General features: G+C 41.7%; 17 protein-coding genes. 11 read left to right on the top strand and 6 right to left on the bottom strand.

The window, feature by feature from the left end:
• Position 1: 1 nt before the first annotated feature.
• The 4 genes from D0S24_RS08745 to D0S24_RS08730 all read left to right on the top strand — a co-directional run bounded on the left by D0S24_RS08745 (position 2) and on the right by D0S24_RS08730 (position 5,203).
• Positions 2–1,438 carry a c-type cytochrome domain-containing protein gene (locus D0S24_RS08745; protein ID WP_117019504.1) on the top strand — a complete coding sequence of 479 codons (1,437 nt, stop codon included), beginning with the start codon at positions 2–4 and terminating at the stop codon, positions 1,436–1,438.
• A 35-nt stretch (positions 1,439–1,473) separates the two neighbouring features.
• On the top strand, positions 1,474–2,472 hold the full coding sequence (locus D0S24_RS08740; RefSeq protein ID WP_117019503.1) for an FAD:protein FMN transferase: 999 nt from the start codon (positions 1,474–1,476) through the stop codon (positions 2,470–2,472).
• A gap of 95 nt (positions 2,473–2,567) precedes the next feature.
• On the top strand, positions 2,568–3,752 hold the full coding sequence (locus D0S24_RS08735) for a M20 family metallopeptidase (protein ID WP_117019502.1): 1,185 nt from the start codon (positions 2,568–2,570) through the stop codon (positions 3,750–3,752).
• A 224-nt stretch (positions 3,753–3,976) separates the two neighbouring features.
• Positions 3,977–5,203 (top strand): hypothetical protein, encoded by a 1,227-nt coding sequence (locus D0S24_RS08730; protein ID WP_147321444.1) that lies wholly within the window; start codon positions 3,977–3,979, stop codon positions 5,201–5,203.
• A 20-nt stretch (positions 5,204–5,223) separates the two neighbouring features.
• Here the strand turns inward: D0S24_RS08730 and D0S24_RS08725 are convergent, their stop codons facing one another.
• From D0S24_RS08725 to D0S24_RS08710, 4 genes are all read right to left on the bottom strand, one after another.
• Positions 5,224–5,847, bottom strand: a complete 624-nt coding sequence (locus tag D0S24_RS08725) for a hypothetical protein (protein WP_117019500.1) — start codon at positions 5,845–5,847, stop codon at positions 5,224–5,226.
• Positions 5,848–5,940: 93 nt separating this feature from the next.
• Positions 5,941–6,396 carry an SRPBCC family protein gene (locus tag D0S24_RS08720; protein WP_117019499.1) on the bottom strand — a complete coding sequence of 152 codons (456 nt, stop codon included), beginning with the start codon at positions 6,394–6,396 and terminating at the stop codon, positions 5,941–5,943.
• 46 nt (positions 6,397–6,442) lie between these two features.
• Positions 6,443–7,291 carry a ThuA domain-containing protein gene (locus D0S24_RS08715; RefSeq protein WP_117019865.1) on the bottom strand — a complete coding sequence of 283 codons (849 nt, stop codon included), beginning with the start codon at positions 7,289–7,291 and terminating at the stop codon, positions 6,443–6,445.
• Positions 7,292–7,319: 28 nt separating this feature from the next.
• Positions 7,320–8,027: a GDSL-type esterase/lipase family protein gene (locus tag D0S24_RS08710; protein ID WP_117019498.1), complete on the bottom strand. Its 708-nt coding sequence runs from the start codon at positions 8,025–8,027 to the stop codon at positions 7,320–7,322.
• Positions 8,028–8,203: 176 nt separating this feature from the next.
• Between D0S24_RS08710 and D0S24_RS08705 the strand changes: the two genes are divergently transcribed.
• Positions 8,204–8,485, top strand: a complete 282-nt coding sequence (locus D0S24_RS08705) for a pyrimidine/purine nucleoside phosphorylase (RefSeq protein ID WP_117019497.1) — start codon at positions 8,204–8,206, stop codon at positions 8,483–8,485.
• A gap of 281 nt (positions 8,486–8,766) precedes the next feature.
• Positions 8,767–10,116, top strand: coding sequence for a hypothetical protein (locus D0S24_RS08700; RefSeq protein ID WP_117019496.1), 1,350 nt, complete (start codon positions 8,767–8,769; stop codon positions 10,114–10,116).
• A gap of 41 nt (positions 10,117–10,157) precedes the next feature.
• Here D0S24_RS08700 and D0S24_RS08695 read toward each other — a convergent pair whose 3' ends face one another.
• Entirely contained in the window at positions 10,158–12,302 is a 2,145-nt protein-coding gene (locus tag D0S24_RS08695; RefSeq protein ID WP_117019495.1) for a beta-galactosidase, read from the bottom strand.
• Between the two features lie 661 nt (positions 12,303–12,963).
• Here D0S24_RS08695 and D0S24_RS08690 point away from each other — a divergent pair.
• The gene (locus D0S24_RS08690) at positions 12,964–13,812 is read left to right on the top strand and encodes a ThuA domain-containing protein (protein ID WP_181938059.1); all 849 of its coding nucleotides are present in this window, start codon (positions 12,964–12,966) and stop codon (positions 13,810–13,812) included.
• A 23-nt stretch (positions 13,813–13,835) separates the two neighbouring features.
• On the opposite strand, the gene D0S24_RS08685 is transcribed toward D0S24_RS08690, so the two are convergent.
• Positions 13,836–15,713 carry a sulfatase gene (locus D0S24_RS08685; protein WP_117019493.1) on the bottom strand — a complete coding sequence of 626 codons (1,878 nt, stop codon included), beginning with the start codon at positions 15,711–15,713 and terminating at the stop codon, positions 13,836–13,838.
• A 346-nt stretch (positions 15,714–16,059) separates the two neighbouring features.
• Between D0S24_RS08685 and D0S24_RS08680 the strand changes: the two genes are divergently transcribed.
• From D0S24_RS08680 to D0S24_RS08665, 4 genes are all read left to right on the top strand, one after another.
• Complete coding sequence (locus D0S24_RS08680; RefSeq protein WP_117019492.1) at positions 16,060–16,497, top strand: hypothetical protein; 438 nt, start codon at positions 16,060–16,062, stop codon at positions 16,495–16,497.
• A 154-nt stretch (positions 16,498–16,651) separates the two neighbouring features.
• Positions 16,652–17,734: an efflux RND transporter periplasmic adaptor subunit gene (locus D0S24_RS08675; RefSeq protein ID WP_117019491.1), complete on the top strand. Its 1,083-nt coding sequence runs from the start codon at positions 16,652–16,654 to the stop codon at positions 17,732–17,734.
• 128 nt (positions 17,735–17,862) lie between these two features.
• A complete protein-coding gene (locus tag D0S24_RS08670; RefSeq protein WP_117019490.1) occupies positions 17,863–21,108 on the top strand; it encodes an efflux RND transporter permease subunit in 3,246 nt (1,081 codons plus the stop codon).
• Positions 21,098–22,552: a TolC family protein gene (locus D0S24_RS08665; protein ID WP_181938058.1), complete on the top strand. Its 1,455-nt coding sequence runs from the start codon at positions 21,098–21,100 to the stop codon at positions 22,550–22,552. The genes D0S24_RS08670 and D0S24_RS08665 overlap by 11 nt, the downstream gene beginning before the upstream one ends.
• The last annotated feature ends 201 nt before the right edge of the window (positions 22,553–22,753 follow it).

The raw sequence follows: 22,753 nt of genomic DNA, 5'->3' as shown, positions 1-22,753 counted from the left end.
TATGGCTCAAAAAAATAGTTCTCCCTGGGTCGATTATGTTATTTTCGGTCTTACTGTATTTCTTATTTTTTGTTTAATATTCGAATCCTTTATTGATCTTCCCGGTCTAGTGGCCTGGTTGGGGCGTTGGCATCCGTTAATTTTGCACTTTCCCATAGTGCTTTTGTTGATGTCTGCCGCGCTTGGACTTTTCAATAGAATGGTGCCCAAGCTCTTGCTTACCGTTGCTACCATCTCTGCCTTGGTTACTGCCATAACAGGTTTCTTTTTGGGAAACGAGGCCGTACCAAAAGGCAGTCTTCTTTTATGGCACCAATGGATGGGGGCCGGCGTGGCTATTTTGGCAGTTCTCTGGTATTGGGTGAGCACCAATCATTTGCAACAGACCTATCTGGTGAAAGGAATCCAGGTGGTATTGATTATTTTGGTAGGGTTCACTGGTCATTATGGCGGGATGATTACCCATGGGGAGGATTTTTTGGCTTTGCCAAAAAGTAAGAAATTGGAAAAGATTCCCGAAGACCCCCTGATTTATGAACATATAGTATACCGCATATTGGACAATAATTGCATAGGCTGCCATAATCCGAACAAGAAAAAAGGGGAGCTGTTGATGACCGATATAAGCGAACTTGTCCAAGGAGGTGAAAGTGGACCGGCCTTGGTTTTGGGCGATCCGGGGAAAAGTGAACTGATAAGACGCCTGCATTTGCCTGTGGAAGACGAGGAACATATGCCTCCGGATGGCAAGAAACCTTTGTCAGAAAATGAAATACAGATACTGGAACGCTGGATTGCCATGGGTGCCTCGGACACCTTAAAGTTAAGCCATTTGGACAGTAACGAACCCTTGGCAGGGATGGTCAAAAAAATGATGGATTCCGGAACAAAGAATTCATGGTCAAAACTTCCCAAAGTAGCGGACAGCACTTTGCAAAATTTAGCTTCGGATTATGTTACCATAAAAAGGGTTGCCAGCAATTCTCAGGCGCTGGGCATATCCGTTTACCTGCCGCCGGAATATGATCCGAAGAATATTACGGATTTAAAACGGATTGCCAATAATATTGTGGAGTTGGATTTGAGCGGAATCCCCATCGGAGAAAAGGAAATGGAATTTGTGGCAATGTGCAAAAATTTGGAATGGTTGGAAGTGGACCGCACCCCCATTAAGGATGCCGAATTTGCTAAATTATCGGGACTTGTACATCTTAGGGTCCTCAAGGCCTATGAAACCGGTATTGGCGATGAAAGTGTGGCCGTTTTGAAGGATCTAAAGAATCTGAACAGTCTTTATGTTTGGGAGACACAACTGTCCGATTCCGGACTTTCCCAGCTAATGGAAGCTGTTCCTAATCTGTATATAGACCATGGTATTGATCCGGAACTTAAAACAGATTTTATAGAGAAGGACACTATTGTGGACAGTATACAGTAAATTCGTCATTAGATTAAAAATTGCACAGAATCTGTATGATGTACCGTATTCCAATTATTGTTTTGTTTTATGCATTTTGTGCTACATCCTTCGCCCAAACCAGATATGAATACTCCCATCAACAAATGGGCACCCAAATAGGTCTTGTCTTTTATGAAAATGATAAGGCTAGGGCAGATTCCATAGCGCAATTGGTATTCAAGAGGATAGATGTGCTGAACAGTATATTAAGTAATTATCTTCCGCAAAGCGAAATTAATCAGCTCAGTAAAAAGCCAAATAGGAATGTGGTCGTGAGTGCGGATTTATTTCGCCTCATGAATATTTCAGGAGACTATGCCAAAAGGACCTCCGGTGCTTTTGATATTACCCTGGGGCCGCTCATTGAACTATGGAAAAAATCCAGGAAAAATAGGCAAGTTCCTTCAATGGCCGAAATAAGATCCGCACAGCAGAGGACCGGTCATAGCCATTTGGAATTCCCAAATGTAAATACGGTAAGGTTAAGGCAAGAGGGAATGCAATTGGATGTTGGGGGTATAGGAAAGGGGTTTGCTGCGGATGAAGCCATAGAGGTATTGAAAAGAAACGGTATAAAGTCGGCATTGGTAGATATGGGTGGGGACGTTACTGTTAGCGGGGCTCCGCCCAATAAGGAGTTTTGGATTTTAGGGTTTAGTTATTTCAATGAAAATGGGGAAGAGGTATTTCAAAAAGTAAGGCTTAAAAATCAGGCCGTAGCCACATCGGGGGATTTATATCAGTATTCCATTATAGATGGGAAGCGATATTCACATATAATCGACCCAAAAAATGGCATGGCCTTGAGCAATAACATCCAAGTTACGGTTATAGCTCCCAATGGGACCATGGCAGATGCCTATGCCTCGGCCCTAAGTGTTTTGGGAATTGGGGAAGGTGGGAAAGTGGTCCGGGAAACTACAGACTTGGATGTATTTATGGTAGAGGACACTCCAGGGGCATACCAGCAATGGAACAGTCCAGGTTTTTTAAACTTTATTATGGCAGATTAAAAAGCGCCTTCCCCTGAAAATGGAACCCTTCCGTCTTTTGTCCCTGAAAGGGTACAAGGATATAATTTGTAATATTGTGGTTTAACAGAAACTATATGAATACCAAGAACAAGATAAAACAATTGGCACAAGCACATTCTCCTCAATTTATTAGGGTTAGAAGACATTTGCACCAACACCCAGAGCTTTCCTTTAAAGAACACCATACCTGTGCCTATGTAAGACAACAACTTATGGATATTGGGATTACGGAAATAGAAGTTGTTGCCAAAACGGGTTTAATAGCTACTATAAAAGGAGAAGACTCTGGCAAGACCATCCTTTTAAGGGCGGATATGGATGCCCTTCCCATTCAAGAGGAAAATGTGGTGGAATATGCCTCCCAAAATAAAGGGGTCATGCACGCCTGTGGCCATGATGTTCATATGACCTCTCTCTTGTTGACCGCCAAAATTCTATGGGAGCTCAGGAAAGAGTTTTCGGGAACGGTAAAGTTGTTGTTTCAACCTGGGGAGGAAATTATGCCGGGTGGGGCCACTTTGGTAATGAAAGAGAATTCATATAAGGATTTGGGGTCAATACCTCATTTGGGACAACATGTAATGCCAAAACTTGCTGTAGGCAAGGTGGGTTTTAGATCTGGTCTGTTTATGGCCAGTATGGATGAGATTTATATCTCCATCATAGGAAAAGGGGGGCATGCCGCAGTGCCGGAAGAATGTATAGACCCTATTCTTATTGCATCGCATGTAATTGTGGCGGCCCAGCAAGTGGTGAGTAGAATGGCATCGCCCAAGACACCAAGTGTATTGTCCTTTGGACGCATTATAGGGGATGGGGCTAATAATGTTATCCCGGACAGGGTGGTTATTGAGGGTACTTTTAGGACCTATAATGAGGCATGGAGGACAGAGGCTATAGAAAAGCTTAGCAAGATGGTAACATCCATTGTAGAAGGTATGGGTGCGGAATGCACAATAAATATACCAAGAGGATATCCGCATTTAAAGAATAACCCTGAATTGACGAATGCAATGAAAAAAGGGGCAATAGCATATCTTGGATCTGATAATGTGGTTGACTTGGATCTTTGGATGGCCGCGGAGGATTTTGCCTATTATTCACAACAAAACCCGGCTTGTTTTTATTTGTTGGGTGTTGGCAATATGGAAAAGGGAATTACATCGGGCTTACATACCCCCACTTTTAACATAGACGAATCGGCTTTGGAAATAGGAGGGGGATTAATGGCATGGTTGGCTTTCGAGTCTCTGGCTTAGACGATATACTGCTTTAGGTAGAATCCTTGTACACCAATTTTCCTACCCTTAGCACTGTTCTATGATAAAAAGAACAAGACTTGGGGCTACTAAAATAGGGTATACAAAGTAAAATTTAACCGCCCTAGGAAACTACTGCTTTTTCTGAAGGGAATAAATATTTTGCTACATAACAACCAACTAATGTTTTGTTTACTTTTAGGCCTATCATTGGTAAGGATGTTATGAAAGGCTATTTACAGTATATTGTTAGTTTTCTGTTTGTTATGTTGATATACGGCATTCATATGCTGCCTATATCGGATAGTATGTTGAATGAAAACAACACTAAACTGTCCCATGTTTTTTTGGCCTCCCAAATTAGATACCATCAGGAATTTGCACCCTTTGCGAGACGCCCATTAACATCTTTGTTAATTGAGGGGTCCTCAGGCATTTTTGGAATTACGCTAGGGGAGTCCTTTGTACTGGTAAATCTGTTGTTGCTGTTTATAAGTGGATTATTGATCTATAAAATTTCATTAAGGCTTCGGGCAACAAGGGGTCAGGCCCTATTTAACCAAGTGGCTTATTTTCTGACATTTTCCATTCTATTCGCTTTTTTCCCCCCTGTATTTAGTTATGATGAGCCTTTACAATATTGTTTGATTATGCTCGGTATTCTTGCTTTGATCCAAGAAAAGTGGAGGAACTATGTCCCCTTATTTTTAATGGCCACTATAGCTAGGGAAAGCACTGTTTTTCTACTGCCCGGGTTGGTCATTATTTTTTCGGGCCTCAGTTTCAAAACCATCAATAAGACAACATCATTGGTCAAGAAAAAATTATTCCTACTCTTTCTGCCACTTCCCTTGTACGTTATTTATTTGGGGATATTTATTTGGGCCAGCGGTATTTGGAACGAAACGTCGGAGGTGGCCACGAATAGGCTGAGCTGTTATTTTCAGAATTTTGGCACTTATGCCAGTGCCGTAGAATCCGTAGTGTCATTTTTCCTGGTCTTGGGTCCTAGCCTATATTTTCTTTATATGGGCAAAAAGTCCTGGATATTTTCTGCATTGGAAAAAAAATACGTCCGGGCGTTTCTACTGGCAGTGGCTATTAATACACCCATTGTAATGGTAGCTACCTTGGCCAGGGAAACCAGATTATTTGCCTTGCCACTCATTTTTTTATGGCCTTTGGCCGGGCAATTGTTGGGAAAGGAATTGGCACTTTTAATGAAGCCCGGTCTTTATTTGGGTTGCCTTAGGAACTGGCGATATAGCTTGTCCTTTATGATACTATGCGTGGTAAATTATCTATTGGCCTTTAAGTTGTATGTCCCTAGCTTTCCTTCCAAGGATAATTTTTTTAATGAGTATTTATTTATGCTTCTTTTGATTATGTCAGGACACTTTTTGTTTGTTGATTTTTTAAAAAGAAATACGGGAGATTTGAGGAAAGATTGATGTAGCCAAACCGTATTGGATTACTCCCCTGCCTTATTATGTATTACAGGTGCTACCAACCTGGGATCATGGGGGATTGTGGATTGTTCAAATTCCAGTCTGTGTTCATTTCCCATGTTATCATAGAATGCCAAAACTAAATCTAAATAACTTTTTTCTATAATGCTCTTGTCCTCGTCATAAATGACGTCATATTCATATGCCGGAAGTGCCTTGTAAGCATAGACTTTACCGTTTTCAAAATGGTATTCTTCCACGCGATCGGTTACATCCATTCTTTTATACCCAAATTCAAATTCATCGAACAATACCAATTCCTCATGGGTTACAAAATACAATATACAGTTTAATCGTATATCCTTATTTTCAATAATATTCAGAAAAATAGAATTTTCGTAAGGTATGGCGCCGTTATTTTTAAGACAAAGGGATTCATATTTTATATATTCTGCAGGAAAATTCGGGTCGTTATTGGGGGCAACAAAATTCCAAGCGCGCTGCAGGCCTTTAAGATGTATGCAATAAATAGTATCCTGGTATTTTCTCCCCAAAATTTCCTCAATACTCTCCAAAGAGGATAACATACCGTAACCGATCATTCCTACTTTGCCATCTTGGATTGTTATTGTAGACTTTCCATTCATTTATTTACTTCTTAAAAAAGTGATACTTATGAAAATCAAAATTTGAACCCATCTTAACTACGATTTATTCACCATAGAATTGATATACACCCTTTAAAATATTTCGTTCAAAGCCTTGGTCCTATAATGGAATATTTCATTGAGCTTTCCTTTGATAAATAGGGAATTGGCCCCATTTCCCAAAAGGCCCAAAGGCGGTTGGTAGCTTACTATATCTGTCATTAAGGTCCCCTTTTCGATAGCCTGGACCATATGTTGGTGATGCCAGATCTTATAGGGTCCAATTCTTTGTTCGTCAACAAAGTAGCAATTTTCCTTTAGGTGCGTAATTTCGGTAACCCATGTTGTCTTAATTCCGAACAAGGGCGAAACTTTATAGCTGATAATCATTCCGGCATACATCTTGGAAGGTATATCTTTTGAAGTGATATCAAAGCCCATATAATCCGGGGTTATTCTTTTTAGATTGGAAGGGTCGGAAATAAACTCCCAAACCTCGTCCAGACCGGCATTGATTTCCTGTGTTTTTTTAAATTGATAAAATCCCATAATGGTTTTTTTACAAATATACTTTTTCACCTGTTGGAAAAAACAATCATTTTAGTTGATGTGGTTGTCTCTTGCCTTCATTTTTTCCCGCCCACAATAGGGCATTCACTATTAGTCTGTTCTGATCCTCTTTGCCAAAGGTAAAGGAAAGCTCTTTGTGGGTTCCGTTTTCGTAATCAATATCGTTGTGTCCCATGTTAAAGTACACCATTCTATACTTTTTATTGGTCCATACTACGGGATAGTATCCGCAATGCCATATTTCATGGGGTTTCGGTCCTGTTCCCAAAGGAAAACTTTTAGGATGGACCGATAAAAGTATTTCAATGTCCGGATTGGTCCGAAGGTCTTTTTCCCATTTGTACCATTCATTTGGGGTCGATTTTATTTTTTTAGGAAATTTTCGGGTAATGGGATGGTCCCTGTTTTCCACTTTAAGAGTTGCGGCCGTAGGTCTCCAGGTATTGCCAGAATATACCCCACAGGCCAAAAACGAATTTTGGTACCAATCCCAGTTGTTCGGATAGGAGGAAGGGGACAACGCAAAAGCTGAAAAATGGAATCCCAACCAACCGCCACCATTCTTCATATACTTTTCAAAGGCCGACCTTTGCAAGGGATTTTCCGGGCGGGTATCTAGAAATATTACGACCTGATAGGCTGAAAGGTATTCCTGGTTTAAAAGGCTCCAATTATCGGTGGCTTCGTAACAAAAATTAAATTTGCGCCCCATTTTGGAAAACCATGTATTGGCCTCTCCAACAAAACTGATGTGGGCAGCGTCATTTTTGGCGGTGTAGAACGCAAGCACTTTAAAGGTACAGGTCCCGTTGGCCCTACAGGATAAGCTAATACAAAAAAAGATACCCCAAATTAAAATTTCCCTGACTCTCATTCCCGAGGTATTTGTTCCCATGTTCCGTTCATTCCTGAAAATAGGTAAGTATTTCATCGGCAATGAGCTTGTGGCCTTCCTTATTGGGATGGTTCACTTGGGACATATATTTCGAAATGCTATCGCCTGAAAGCGCTTTTTCTTGAAATAAGGTGTAGCTATCCACAAGTCCAACCCCATTTTCCATGGCCAATTGCCGGATCTGTTTTTGGTGCTGCCCCAATACATTATCTGTTTCCATAATGTCTATCCGTTGGTCCGGGGAAGGGGTCAGGAGGATTACTTTAATTTTTTGGTCCAAGGCCTTTCCGATCATGGAACGCCATGCTTCCTTGGACCTTTCAAGACCAATTCCCGCATCATTAAGGGCATAATCCAAGAAAAGTACATCAGGCTTATGTACGAGGACCTCGGCCTCAAATCGTTCCGCGCCGCTAACAGAATTCTCTCCCCCAATAGAGGTGTTTATAATGTTGATTACGGCATTGGGGTAGTGTTCCTTTATTTCTTTTAGTACTAGAAAAGGGTAGGCATCCAAAGTGTTTACGATGGGGGTCTTAAAATAGCCGGCGGGAACCGAATGCCCATGGAATACTAGATTGATCGTCCGGTTATTGGGCCATTCTATTTTTAGCTTTTCTTTGATTTCCTTTAAATAATCGTTAGGTTCGGCCATCGGATCTTGGGTTCGTGCTTCCCATGAAATTAGCACCAATAGGAAAATAATTGTTCTCATTTTTACTACAAATAAAGATTACCTAAAGATACTCCAAAGTTGTTAAAAACCATTCCCTTGTAAACCAAATGGTGACCGGGTAAATAGGAGGGTTAGTACATTTAAAAATATGATGATAATGAAAATTCCGAATTTCCTTTTTTTATATTTGTGTCCTATCCAATAAAAGAAAATATATGATCTTGAGCAACGAATATTTTGATGGAACCGTAAAATCCTTGGGGTATATCTCGGCCAATGGAAAATCGACCATAGGGGTGATGGAACCAGGGGAGTATGAATTTGGTACCTCTTCCAAGGAAAACATGATAGTGGTGGAAGGGGAGCTAATTGCTTTGTTACCGGGGGAATCCGAATGGCAATCTTTTAAGGCAGGTTCTTCTTTTAAGGTAGACGCCCAGAGTTCCTTCAAGGTGAAGTCGGTAGGGCAAACCTCCTATTTGTGCCAATACGAATAGTTTTTAGGAATATCTGATTATCCTTTTCGTATGAGGGGATATTGAACTCATCTTGATTTTTTGTTTGCAACCTAAAAGTTATGCTTTTGCAGCTAATAGAAAAAGTCAAGATGAATTCATTAATGGAAAACAACAACCCTGTTGCTGACATGGAAGTATTTGCTCCTATAATGCAATAGGGAGATAGGAAGGTCCAATTACTTTACAGGATCGGATGTAGGTTCTATTTTGAGCGGTTAAAATGGTGTTGTTCATTTTGCCGTTAATTATTAATCCATTTTATGAAGAAATCAATATTAGCCATTTTCGCCTTGGCTTTAATGTCGTTAGGTAACGGGCAATCCAATAGTATGGTACAAGACCCTATTTTGAGTAGTGGGGATTATCGCTTTTTGGAAGCACTTACTGCAACAATAATTGATAGTTCCCGAATTTTTCCTGGACAGCATGTGGCGGACGGGATGGGTACCAACAATACGGGAATGGCACTTATAAAACCTGGGGGAAGGGGAAGTTATCCTGCTTTTTGGATACGTGATTATGCCATGTCTTTGGAAACCGGATTTGTTTCTTCCCATGAGCAGAGGGATATGTTAATATTGACCGCCTCTACCCAAGCCAATAGTACTTGGATTACCAAAAATGGGGCTTTGGTTCCCTTTGGCGCCATTGCGGATCATATTCGTATGGACGACAGTCTGCCTATATACTTTCCTGGCACCTACAGTTACGAGGATCAGGGAACTCCAGAGTTCGGTAGGACCCCACCTTATGGGGATCAGTTTTTCTTTGTCCATATGGCACATTATTATGTGGAGACCACTGCCGATGTGAGTATTTTGGATAAGGAAATTAATGGGATGACCCTTATAGACCGACTAGAAATTGCTTTTAATGTGCCACCAGCAAGATTAACCGACCATATAGTTACAACCACGGACCATTTTAGGGGCATAGATTTTGGATTTAGGGATGTAATGACTATAACGGGAGATCTTTGTTATCCGTCCATACTCAAATATAAGGCGGCCTTACAGCTTGCGGATGTATTCGGGAAACTAAACAATGAAGTTAAAGCACAAAAATACAGCTTGATAGCCGCCAAGATCAAAGATGCCATACCGCTATTGTTTATGGATGATAGGGGCATGCTTAAAGCATCGACCGGGAAAGGAAATCAGGCAGACGTATGGTCAACGGCCCTGGCAATTTATTACGGTATCTTGAGCGAAGAGAAGACCAAAAAAACAAGTAGGTTTCTATCCCAAGCCTATGAAAATGGCCATTTGTCCTATAAGGGCAACATAAGACACATACTAACTACAGATGATTTTAGCGATTCCACTGCATGGGAATTTTCTCTGGCAAAGAAAAACACCTACCAGAATGGCGCTTATTGGGGGACACCAACGGGATGGGTCTGCTATGCCATAGCCAAAACCAATTTTAAATTGGCCCAGCAACTGGCCAAGGAGTATGTGGAAGATTTAAGGGAGAACGATTTTAGAAAGGGACCGGAATACGGAGCGCCCTTTGAATGTTTTCATCCTTCCGGGCATACACAAAACCCGCTGTACATGACTACCCTTACTTGTCCCTTGGCAGCATTTAAGAATATGATGGGACCCTGATTTTCATGGAGTTTAAATACCTCGGGGGTCATTGCATATGATCATTCTAATTTTGTAAGCCGCACCCTGGAAACATCATAGGGGGCCACTTCTATTTGTACTGTTTTAAAACCTTTTACCGATGCCGTTAATGAATAAGGCCTGAAAGGGGAGCGGTTGATTACAAATAGGACCCCCTGTCCGGATTCTGAATCTTCCAATACCCTTGTTTCAAGATAAGGACGGAATTCTTTATCCGCACCTTTCAGTACTATGTCCGCCTCGACAAAACTTGAAAGAAAGGATCCGGCCAATTGTCTCGTTTTATGGTGCATGGACAGGCCATAGCTTGAAAATAATCTACAACCTGCCAACATTAGCCGTCCTTGGTAGGCGGAAGGCAAGGCTAAAGCCGTTTTTCCATTGTCATCATAGGTCAAAACAGCGTCTTTTTCCTCCAAGAATAGTCGTCCATTGAAGCTGTACCCTCCAAATTCATTTTTGGAAAAACCCAATCCCTTTCCTGTTCCACGCAAACTCCACCCATGTTGAATGAGATAGGTGAGTTTTTCAGAATTGTTGGTTTTCAATCCAAATTTTTCGGAAAATCTATCAATAGTTTCCGGATCTTCCGAGGGCAAATCAATAATGGCCGAGCCACCTTGTTCAATATAGGTTTCTATATCCTGCAATTCTTGATCGGACAAGTCCGTAATATATGGAAACACTACTGTATTGTATTCATCCAGTCCTTTAGTTCCGTGAACTATAAAGCCGGCTTCGTACCCAAGATCGCTCAGGAGTTGATAGGCACCCTGTGAAGCAGATTCTAAATCGCCATTTCCGGATCGCAAGACCTGGTTTCTGGACATATAGATCCCTACAGAGGGTTTTATGGATTTTGCCCGGGCTATTAAATCCATATCTGGGCGTAAGTCCGAAATGGCTTCTTTTAATCCTAGCCTTCGATCTGTATCATACCCATCTGGTTCCACCATTCCATTGACCATGGGTTCTGCCTTGTTCAACAGGGGTTCCCATCGGTAGAAATACAAACCTTTATGACCATGGGCCAAGACACTGTTCAGCCCAATCTTCACTTCCCTTCCACTATACAAAGTCAATGGTCCCGGAGGTGGAAAAGGGCCACCTTGAAATTCAGTGACCCATGAGGGCCTTTCCGGGTTCATTGCCTTCAGTATTTCGTAGCTCATACTTGCTCCCACAGAATGTTCGTTTACCCCCAAGTACCTACTCATGGTCAATAAATTATAATCATTTAGCAACCACCAATCCTGCCCTTTGGATCTTAGGTCCATAAAACCGGTAACATTGTGGGTTATCAGGGCATCGGGAAGGTACCTGGAGACGATATCCCTACCTTCCAATAAGAAACTATTGAGATCACTTGCCATATATGCCCTCCAGTGAAAATAAAATTTCTCGTTTTCATCCGTTTTTACCGAAGGCGGCCGAATACTATCAAAATCTTTGAAGCTTGTGCGGAATGCATTATTGAGATGTTCCAGTACTTGGAATTCTTTTCTTAACGCTGTTCTGTATTTGTCCAATGAATTGTTGCAAAAACAAGGGTCCTCCAAGGGTCCCAAGGATGGTTCGTTGTGTATATCCCATACCACAATGGAGGGGTGGTTTTGAAATCTGATAACGCAATCTTCTATTATTTTATTTCGTTGCCTCAAATATTCGGGATGGTCTATGCATGCCCTTTGCCATCTTAGGTCATATTTGTCGATAGGGCAAACAGACCCATCGTTACCTATAATTTTGGAGTCCGGATACGCTTCTACAAAATCATCATTGACATAAAAAGTGGCAAAACCAAAGATTACCGTAAGTCCATTTTCATGAATAATATCAAGTAGGGATGCCACCTCATCCAGATCTGAATCCATGCCTATACGGATACGGATACTGTTGAGTCCGGTTTCCTTAATCTTCGCAATATCCTTACGCCAATCAGCTTCGCCCTTTGGAATCCATTCGGGACGGGTAGACATGCCCCCAAAAGGAAACTCATAGTGTGTACCAAGACGGATTAGCTCTGTTTGTGGGGTATGGAGTTCATCTTCTACGGCCGATTTGGACCCTATTTCACAACAGGAGAAGTATGTTAGCAACAATGCAGAAGCCACCGTAGTTGGCCAAAAGGTTTTGAGTAAGCTAAAATAATTTTGAAGACACATATAGAGTAATAATTTAACGGTAATAATTTTATCAAAACCCACTAAAAAATAATACAGTTCAAAAGGGATTATCCTTTAAGGAATCCTGTCCTGTTGGACCTAGGGATTGTAATTAGGCTAAAAGTAAGCAAATGGCCAATACGATCCCCAATAAAACCATTGCTAATGATAGCCTCCTAAAGGAATGGCCAAGGGGGTGGTTTCAAAGAATTTTTATTGTTTATTATCCCATATTGCAGAAAGAAATATCTACCAAATATATACTGTGAAGCGGTAGCGGTAAAGGATCAAAAATTAATACTTGAACAGCATTAATTATGGCAGGATATAGTATGCCATAGATTTTAATTTCCATATTTATATCTTTCTTTCTTTTTGGTTATGGAAAGGTATTTTTGTTCATGACCAGGATGAAAAGCAAAACATAAAAATGGTCTATGGGACAGGTTAATTCAGGAATCTTATTTTTGGAAATTACAAGCGTACTGTTGTTTAATATCTAGAAATTCAATACTTTAAGACATTGAAGGCGCTGCGTTTTTAATGTTGAAAAAGCACGATGTCTGTTTGGGTTCCGGTCAGGAAGGTTTTTATCCTATTAAGATCAAAAAAACATATGTTTACTATCCATAGTTTTAGATTAATAAATTATTTTAAATTCATGAAAAACAAAACAAACCAAATTGCTGCAACCATCTTTTTATGGGCGCTATTTTTATCAAGCTTTCAGTTAATGGCACAAGAACATCTTGATGTTGACCATCAAAAGAAAATGAACGAGCACAATGCGATGGGAAATGGGACTGCATTGAAGGTGATGCTTTTTTCCGGTACCGGCTGGTTCCGCCATCCCGATATCCCGATAGTGAATGGATGGATTGTTCGGCTTGGTGCCGAAAACAATATGCAGATAGATGTAAGTGAGACCGGGACAGATCTTTCCAAGGAAAAACTAAGCAATTATGATGTTTTGCTGTTCAACAATTCAAATGTACTTGATAAGGTATTGAATGGGGAACAGCGTAATGGTATTGAAGAATGGTACAAGGCCGGGGGCGCAATTGTTGGCCTGCATGCCCTGTTGGTTCATCAGGATAACTGGCCCTGGATAATGGAATTGGGAGGTTGTGATTTCAATAGCGATTCCGAATTTCTCAAAGCGAAAGTGGTCGTAGACCCCGAAGCAACGGATCATCCTACCGTAAAGGGGATGGGCAAGGAGTTCTGGTATGAAGCGGATTGGACCAACCACACCAATACGGTTACCGGTTTACCGGGAATACAGGTTTTACTAAGGGTTGACGAATCCACATACGAACCGGTAAGGGAATACTTCAAGACTAGAGGAGGCGTACCCATGGGAAAAGATCATCCTATAGCCTGGACCAGGGATTGGGGCGGAGGAAGATTTTTTTATACGGAATTGGGTCATGACATCCGCTCCTTGGATACCGATTTTGGTAGACAACACCTTATAGAAGGCATAAGGTGGGTGGCTAAAAAAGAATGATAAGGCATACATTTCCAAATGGGCTACAAAGGTTTTAAGAATTCCAATCTACGCATCACTTCCGAATCTTCGGCAACTGCTTTGGATATTTTTTCCAATTCAATATTAAATCTATAATTGTATTTGCCCGATGTCATCAACGCTATCGAGTTTAAAATGAGCAGGGCCTCACTTGGTTTGTCCGACCCGTACAAGGCCTTGGTCATCACTGCTGAGGGATCCGATTTTTTTGAAATTGCCAAGAATTCTGCCGCACGTACCCTGTTCATTGGCTCAGGGTCTTTGGTGGCCATTGGTCCAATTATGGGTGCCACGGCCATGGCCTTTTCTCCAAATGTACTACAGACAATGATGGCCCAATATCTTTCCCAAGGATCTGAAGAGTTCAGGGCCGCGGTTAGGGAATTTTTAGCCTTCTTAAAATTTAATAATCCCAGATCGGCAATTTCAATATATTTCCCAATTTCCTTTTTGTGTTTGGTCCCAAAGGCCACAGGATCTATAAAAGCATCCTCTATAAGGACATGTTCAGGGTAGAAGGACAGGTCCGGCATTCCTTTTACCCAGGTGTTGAGCCTGTTGCGCAGGTCTGTTAACGTTGCCCTGTACTTAGGGTCATTGGCCAGATTCTTAGTTTCATATGGGTCTGCGTCAATATCAAAAAGCATTTCGGGGGAACGGATTTCAAAAAAGGCCGATTGTATTTTGCTTAGGCTTCCTTTATCGTACAAAGCCTTCCATTCTTGGTAAGCCAATTGCTTGTAACGATAGTTGTTCATGAGGCCATCAAAATTAAAAGGCTGATAGTTCCTAATATATTTATATTTCCCTTTTCGTACCGCCCTCACCAAATCATACTTTTCATCGAACCTATCCGCGTAACTATAGGTCTCATCATGGGAGTCCACTGCTTCATTACTGATATCCGGGCCTAAAAATGCCTTTCCATCCATTCCTTTTGGTACCCTTATTCCTGCAAGATTCAATACAGTGGGTGCCAAATCTATAAAGCTGATAAAACCGGTTACAGTGCTGCCAATAGGGCGGTTTACAAGATGTTCATATTTTTTGGGAACGTGGACCACCATTGGTACATGAAGTCCGGTTTCGTAAAGATATCCCTTGCTTCCGGGCAATACTCCCCCATGATCGCCAAAGTAAAAAATAAAGGTGTCGTCCAATCTTCCATCTACCCCTAGTTCGTTGATAATGGTCCCGACCTGCCGATCCATCTCCCTAATTTTATCCCGGTATACGGCGTTGGTGTATCTAAATAAGTCCGTATCGGGATGGTTGGGCTGAATTTTAAAAGAGTTAACCTCGGTTTCGGGCAATACCGCTTCCATGTCCCCAGATGTAAAGTGCAGGCTCGACTCATGTGAGACCCCAATATTGAAAACGTGGAAAAAGGGCTGATTTTCATTCCTGTTTTTCCAATTGGCCTTCTTGGAAGATTCGTCCCAAACACCTTCTCCTTTAATTATATTATAATCTTCTTTATTATTGTTGGTGGTGTAATACCCGGCCTGTCTTAAATATGCCGGAAACATTTTGAGCGAATCGGGCATAGGGACGGTTACCATTTTTCTATGGAATTGGGCCCCGATACGTGGTCCGTAACAGCCTGTGATTATGGCAGATCTTGCCACGCTACATACAGGCGCATTTGAAAACGCCCTGTAAAAGATCAATCCCTTTTCCGCTAAGGATCCAATATTGGGGGTGGGAATGCCATTGCCATCAAAAAGTTTAAGGTAATGCTTGGAATTATCTTCCGAAGTAATCCAAACAATATTGGGAGGCCGCTCTTCCATTTGTTTTGTCTGGGGGAATATAGCCGCGGTAGCCACAAGAAAGATGGCCAAGATTTTAAAAAGTAATTTACATTTAGATATGGACATAGGCGTTTATGTTTGTTTCTGTGGTAAATGGTATTGGACCAATTTGTACCGATGGCCTCTAATATAAGAAATTATACATCGTACATGTTCTTTTAAAATAGGGGTCCATAAAAGCTCAACATTTTTGGTTTACCTATAAAGTTCTTGAATTTTAGATATCCCAGTGACCTAGGTGGTGGAATTCTGATTAATTATCAAAAGCGGGAATTGTAAATTATTATTAATTGATTTTCAGGATAGAAGACCTTCATTTTTCACAAAAACAATATATTACTTTCTAATTTTAACTAAATTTAACAACTACTATTTGTAGGTGTAAAATCCAAGGTCTAGCTTTGATCCCCGAATGTATCGGGCATTAAAAAAAAATATACTCCTTCTTTGCATCCTTTTAGTAACTGGATTCAATACTATTTATGCCCATTCATATCTTAAAGTTGATCGTTATTTTTCAATTTTAAATGTTGCCGCTTCTGAAAGTTCGCCCTGTGGGGTAGAACAGGAATTGGCTCCTATTATATTTGAACATACTTCTGTTCTTGAAATTCAAAAGCCATATTTGGCAGAAGTTACGGATACAGAGGAAGAGGAGGAGGAGAGCGATGAAATTTCACTTTCTTCGGAAACACATTTGAATTATGGCGGTTCTGCAACTGCCATTTTTTATGCCCAAATGTTGGGGCATTTATCTTCCGATCTTGAAAAAGATCCCACTTACAGTAACCATCACCCCTTTACCACTCCTTATAAAAGGTATATTCGGTTTCAGGTGTTCAGAATTTAGAAAACCTAGAAGGGCCTGATCTATCAAGGCCTGTTCCCCTATTTTTTTTAATACTGTTTTAATCAAGATGGCGTAAGTCCAAAAATATTATAAGTGGACTTGCCTTTCATTTTATTTACCAAAAACCAATTATTCATTTAAATATATCAAGATTATGAGGAAATCCCCCATGATTATTGGCGTGTGTATACTTCTAAGCCAATTAAGCTGTAACTCCAAAAAACATGAAAAACCTGAGGAAACCAAGTATCTCGTTACCAGTCCGATAAAAAAAGATACTGCGGCCGTAAAGGACTATGTCTGCCAAATACATAGTATTAGAAACATTGAGGTCCGTGCATTGGAAAAGGGCTACTTAAAGGAAATCTCTGTAGATGAAGGTCAATCCGTAAAAAAGGGCCAACAAATGTTCCATATTATGCCAAATGTCTATGAAGCGGAATTTCAAAAGGCCACCGCTGAGGCTAAGGTGGCGGAAATAGAATATGAGAATACTAAATTGTTGGCCGAAGGCAATGTAGTTTCTGCAAATGAACTGGCCATGGCAAAGGCGAATTTTGAAAAGGCAAAGGCAGAAGTGATGCTCGCGGAGACCCATTTGGGCTTTACCAATATCAAGGCTCCATTTGATGGTATTATGGACCACCTTCATGTTAGGGAAGGTAGCCTTTTAGATGAAGGTGAATTATTGACTACCCTGTCCGACAACAGTAAAATGTGGGTATATTTCAATGTTCCGGAAGCTGAATATCTCGACTATATTACCAGCGTGGATAAAGAAAGTAAAAAGGAGGTTGGACTCTTAATGGCCAACAATAAGCGTTTTAATCAGACCGGTATTGTAGAAACCATTGAAGGAGAGTTTAGCCATGAGACCGGTAATATTGCGTTTAGGGCCACTTTTGACAATCCTGAGCGTATTTTACGACATGGTGAAACAGGCAGCATAATTATGCAGGTACCCTATAACGACGTCTTGATTATTCCCCAAAAAGCCACCTTTGAGGTTTTGGACAAGAAATATGTTTTTGTAGTTGATGATAAGACTGTAGTTAAACAAAAGGAAATTATCATTGCTGGGGAACTGCCCAATCTTTTTATTGTAGAAAAAGGACTTTCCGAAAAGGATAAAATAATACTGGATGGCATTCGTATGGTAAAGGACGGGGATCATATAGCAACCGAATTTATTGATCCTAAATCGGTTATCAACAACCTGTCACTCTACGCCGAGTAACTTAAACCTATAGGAACCATAAAAATTAATTGCCAAATGTATGGAGCATTTTTCCAATCTAAAGATAAGGAGAGCAGCTTAAATTATTTGGGAAATTAATTTTTGTCCCTAACCTAATTTCATAAAAGATGTTCAAAAAATTTATAAAAAGACCGGTATTGGCCATTGTCATATCCGTCATGATCGTTTTTACCGGCCTTTTGGCCATTAAACAATTGCCCATTTCCCAATTCCCCGAAATTGCACCTACTACCGTTAACATATTTATTGCGTATCCGGGTGCCAGTGCGGACGTATTGGTGAATTCCACCCTAATTCCTTTGGAAACGGCTATTAATGGCGTACAGGGAATGCGCTATCTGGCGTCCGATGCCACCAGTGCCGGTGAAGGCACCCTGCGTGTTATTTTTGAACCTGGAACGGACCCCAATACGGCAGTAGTAATGGTAAAGACACGGGTAGACCAGGTAATGCCCAACCTACCCGAATTGGTGCAAAGGGAAGGGGTGGTCATAACCCCAGTGCAGCCCAGTATGTTGATGTACGTAAACTTGTTTGCCGAGGACGGGAATAACGATGAAAAGTTTCTATACAATTATGCCTATACCAAAATAATACCCGAAATACAGCGTATCAACGGTATTGCCAGTGCCCAGATATTGGGTAGCCGAAAGTATGCCATGAGGGTATGGTTAAAACCAGATCGTATGCGGGCCTACAATGTATCCGCAGAAGAGATCATGGAGGCCATGCAAGACCAGAGCATAATTGCCAGGCCAGGAAGGATCGGGCAGAGTTCCGGAATAAAATCCCAGTCTTTGGAATATGTATTGACCTATGAAGGGCGCTACAATCAGCCAGGACAGTACAAGGATATTATTGTTCGCGCCAATGCAGAAGGGGAGACCATTACTTTGGGCGATTTGGCCGATGTAGAACTTGGCAGCGAATTCTTCGATATTTATTCAAATTTGGATGGTCGCCCATCAGCCTCGATTATTTTGAAACAGACGTTGGGCAGTAATGGTAAGGATGTTATTGATGAGGTCAAATCCAAATTGGAGGAGCTTAAAAAGGACCTTCCCCCTGGTTTGGACTATAAGATCAGCTATGATGTTGCCAACTTTTTGGATGCCTCCATAGAACAGGTACTTCACACGCTAAGGGATGCCTTCATTTTGGTGGCCATAGTTGTTTTTCTTTTCTTGGGCGATTGGCGATCTACACTGATCCCGATCATTGCGGTGCCGGTTTCTTTGATAGGGGCTTTTTTTGTAATGCAGCTCTTCGGGCTGTCCATTAACCTTATTACCTTATTTGCTTTGGTACTTGCCATTGGTATCGTTGTGGATAACGCCATCGTCGTGGTCGAGGCGGTTCACGTTAAAATGGAGGAGCAAAATTTAACGCCCTATAAAGCCTCTACCGAGGTTTTGAGTGAGATTGGAGGGGCAATTATCGCCATCACCTTGGTGATGGTGTCCGTATTTATTCCCATTTCCTTTATGACCGGGCCCGTAGGGGTATTTTATCGGCAATTTTCGATTACCATGGCCGGATCTATAGTTATATCGGCCGTTGTGGCCCTTACCCTTACCCCGGTCTTATGTGCTATAATGTTAAAAAACAATCATGGGAGGCCCAAAAGGAAATCGCCCATAGATAGGTTCATAGCCTGGTTCAATAAAGGTTTTGAGCGACTTACGGGAACCTATGTAAATCTATTGGATAAAATCGTAACCAGAAGAATCGTCACATTTGGAATTTTATTGGCCTTTTGCGCGGGGATATTTTTTACGAACGAATCCCTTCCGGCAGGATTTATTCCCAATGAGGACCAGGGGATGATATATGCCATTATACAGACGCCTCCAGGGGCAACCCTGGAAAGGACCAATGACGTGGCCAGAAAATTACAACAGATCTGTGAAGAGATGGATGGCGTGGAATCCGTTTCCTCCTTGGCCGGGTATGAGATTATGACCGAAGGTAGGGGTTCCAATGCCGGTACCTGTCTGATCAATTTAAAACCTTGGTCCGAACGCCATCACTCCGTACATGAGATCATGGAGGAATTGGAAGAGGAGACACAAAACTTAGGAGCAAGGATAGAATACTTTGAGCCGCCAGCGGTACCTGGTTTTGGTTCTTCGGGCGGATTTTCCATGCGCTTGTTAGATAAGACCAACTCTACGGATTATCACGGTTTTGGAAAAATTAACGACGATTTTATGGATGCTTTGGCCAAAAGGGAAGAATTAACAGGATTGTTCTCTTTTTTCTCGGCCAACTATCCCCAATACGAACTTAAAATCAATAATAAGATTGCCATGCAAAAAGGGGTTTCTATAGGTAAGGCCATGGAAAACCTGAATATTTTGATAGGTAGTACCTACGAGCAAGGCTTTATACTCTTCGGAAGGTTCTTTAAGGTCTATACCCAGTCGGCCCCCGAGTATAGGGCGCTTCCATCGGATCTGGAGAAATTGTTCGTAAAAAATGAGGCAGGGGAAATGGTACCCTATTCCGCTTTTATGACTATGGAAAAGCGTTTGGGCCCCAATGAGATTACACGCTACAATTTGTACAATTCTGCCACGATCAATGGGCTTCCAGCACCTGGATTTACTACTGGGGATGCAATAAATGCCATTAAAGAGGTGGCGGCCCAAACCTTGCCCAGAGGTTATGACATTGCTTGGGAGGGGCTTTCCTACGATGAGGCCAAAAGAGGAAACGAATCGCTGTACATATTTGTCATTGTACTGATATTTGTGTATTTCGTACTGGCGGCCCAATACGAGAGCTTTCTATTGCCTTTTGCCGTTATCCTTTCGTTGCCCGTTGGTGTTTTCGGTTCTTTTGCATTGCTGAAAATGATGGGTCTGGCCAACGATGTATATGCCCAGATAGGGGTGATTATGCTGGTTGGTCTGTTAGGTAAGAATGCCGTACTTATTGTAGAGTTCGCCGTTCAAAAGCATAGGCAGGGCGCCACCATTCTTGAAGCGGCCATTGAAGGTTCCCGCGCCCGTTTCAGACCCATTTTGATGACTTCCTTTGCGTTTATTGCCGGTTTGATTCCCCTAGTAGTGGCTACCGGAGCCGGAGCCATTGGAAACAGGACCATTGGAGGTTCGGCTTTGGGCGGAATGCTCATTGGTACCTTATTCGGGGTATTGGTAATACCGGGGCTATATTACATTTTTGGTAGTATGGCAGAAGGAAGGAACCTTATCAAAGATGAGGCCAGCGAGCCCTTTTCCGAAGAATTGATGCGTACCAGTGAGGGGGAAAGTAGGACTTGGGTGAAACTTAGGGAAATTACAAAATTATTGAAAAAACTAACCAAAGGAAAAGATAATGAAAAATAAGAGAATATTATCCTTAAAAAAGGGCAAGGTATACGGGCTTACTATGCTTACAGTTGTAGCGGTATATTCCTGCGTTCCTTCAAAAACGTTGTTGGAAGAAAATTCAGAGGTACCGGACCGGTATCAAAATCAGTTAAAAGACAGCCTGAACAGTGCCAGTGTCCACTGGAGGGAATTTTTTTCGGACCCCCAACTAAGCGCATTGATAGATACGGCCTTGATAAAGAATCAGGAACTGAATATTATGTTGCAACAGGTGGAGATGGCCAAAAATGAGATCAGGACCAGAAAAGGGGAATATCTGCCCTCAGTGAATATTAGGGCTGGAGCGGAAGTTGAAAAAGTGGGCGAGTATACAAGAAATGGTGCGGTAGAAGAGCATCTGGAGATCCGGGAGGGGGAGGAATTCCCGGAACCATTGCCCAATTTTATGGTAGGCGCATATGCTTCTTGGGAGGTGGATGTTTGGAAAAAGCTTCGAAACGCCAAAAAAGCGGCGGTTTTCGAATATCTTTCCTCTATGGAAGGAAAGAATTTTATGGTGACCAATCTGGTTTCCGAAGTAGCCGCTTCCTATTACGAGCTGGTGGCCTTGGATAGTCAATTGGCCATTATTGAAGAAAACCTGGCCATTCAAACCAATGCCCTTGATATGGTGAAACTTCAGAAAACAGCGGCCAGAGCAACGGAATTGGCCGTACGGAGATTTGAGGCAGAGGTACTAAAGAATCAAAGTCAGAAATACGACATTCAACAGCAGATCGTAGAGACCGAAAACAAAATCAATTTTTTGATCGGGAGGTCCCCACAGCCTATTTTGAGGAATTCCGATGGTTTTATAGATAGGGAGGTTGCTCCCGTTCATCCGGGGATACCGTCCCATTTGCTGCAAAACCGGCCAGATATAAGGCGGGCAGAATATGAACTGGCTGCGGCCAAGTTGGATATTAAGGTGGCCAAGGCCAACTTTTACCCTTCCCTTGGAATAAAGGCAGGTATTGGTTTGGAAGCCTTTAAACCCAAGTTTTTGACGGCTACACCACAATCCCTATTGTATAATGCCATAGGCGATATAGTAGCCCCATTGATCAATAGAAATGCAATAAAGGCGGCCTATGGAAATGCCAATGCTAGGCAAATACAGGCCGTGTACGAGTACGAAAAGGCCATTTTAAATGGCTATATAGAGGTAGCAAATCAATTGTCCAATATGGACAACCTTAACAGGAGCTATGCATTGAAAGTGGGACAGGTGAAGGCACTTACGGAGTCTATCGACATTTCCATTCGACTTTTCCAGTCGGCCAGAGCAGACTATATGGAGGTACTTTTAACGCAGCGCGATGCCCTGGAATCCAGTGAGGAACTTGTAGAGACCAAAAAGGACCAAATGTTGGCCAAGGTAGGGATGTACCGGGCCTTGGGAGGAGGCTGGGAAAGATAAACCTGACCGAGAGCTATGAACTACTTTAAGGAAAGCCATTTTACATGGGTGTAGAATGGCCTTTCCTATATGCAGCCCTTTAACCTGTCCCAATTGAAACCGGCTGCCCAAATTTATTTGAAGTTTCTCCATAAACCTATTATATTTATTGTTTTTTATATTGAACTCATTTAAACTTTTCTCAATTGGTTAAAAAATCGC

It is taken from the genome of Arenibacter sp. P308M17, from assembly GCF_003426735.1.
In the GTDB taxonomy this organism is placed as follows: Bacteria; Bacteroidota; Bacteroidia; order Flavobacteriales; family Flavobacteriaceae; genus Arenibacter.
This window is presented reverse-complemented; position numbering and strand designations above follow the sequence as displayed.

Coding starts and splice junctions, on each gene's coding strand:
- D0S24_RS08745 (WP_117019504.1), top strand. CDS start 2: ATGGCTCAAAAAAATAGTTCTCCCTGGGTCGATTATGTTATTTTCGGT.
- D0S24_RS08740 (WP_117019503.1), top strand. CDS start 1,474: ATGATGTACCGTATTCCAATTATTGTTTTGTTTTATGCATTTTGTGCT.
- D0S24_RS08735 (WP_117019502.1), top strand. CDS start 2,568: ATGAATACCAAGAACAAGATAAAACAATTGGCACAAGCACATTCTCCT.
- D0S24_RS08730 (WP_147321444.1), top strand. CDS start 3,977: ATGAAAGGCTATTTACAGTATATTGTTAGTTTTCTGTTTGTTATGTTG.
- D0S24_RS08725 (WP_117019500.1), bottom strand. CDS start 5,847: ATGAATGGAAAGTCTACAATAACAATCCAAGATGGCAAAGTAGGAATG.
- D0S24_RS08720 (WP_117019499.1), bottom strand. CDS start 6,396: ATGGGATTTTATCAATTTAAAAAAACACAGGAAATCAATGCCGGTCTG.
- D0S24_RS08715 (WP_117019865.1), bottom strand. CDS start 7,291: ATGAGAGTCAGGGAAATTTTAATTTGGGGTATCTTTTTTTGTATTAGC.
- D0S24_RS08710 (WP_117019498.1), bottom strand. CDS start 8,027: ATGAGAACAATTATTTTCCTATTGGTGCTAATTTCATGGGAAGCACGA.
- D0S24_RS08705 (WP_117019497.1), top strand. CDS start 8,204: ATGATCTTGAGCAACGAATATTTTGATGGAACCGTAAAATCCTTGGGG.
- D0S24_RS08700 (WP_117019496.1), top strand. CDS start 8,767: ATGAAGAAATCAATATTAGCCATTTTCGCCTTGGCTTTAATGTCGTTA.
- D0S24_RS08695 (WP_117019495.1), bottom strand. CDS start 12,302: ATGTGTCTTCAAAATTATTTTAGCTTACTCAAAACCTTTTGGCCAACT.
- D0S24_RS08690 (WP_181938059.1), top strand. CDS start 12,964: ATGAAAAACAAAACAAACCAAATTGCTGCAACCATCTTTTTATGGGCG.
- D0S24_RS08685 (WP_117019493.1), bottom strand. CDS start 15,713: ATGTCCATATCTAAATGTAAATTACTTTTTAAAATCTTGGCCATCTTT.
- D0S24_RS08680 (WP_117019492.1), top strand. CDS start 16,060: ATGTATCGGGCATTAAAAAAAAATATACTCCTTCTTTGCATCCTTTTA.
- D0S24_RS08675 (WP_117019491.1), top strand. CDS start 16,652: ATGAGGAAATCCCCCATGATTATTGGCGTGTGTATACTTCTAAGCCAA.
- D0S24_RS08670 (WP_117019490.1), top strand. CDS start 17,863: ATGTTCAAAAAATTTATAAAAAGACCGGTATTGGCCATTGTCATATCC.
- D0S24_RS08665 (WP_181938058.1), top strand. CDS start 21,098: ATGAAAAATAAGAGAATATTATCCTTAAAAAAGGGCAAGGTATACGGG.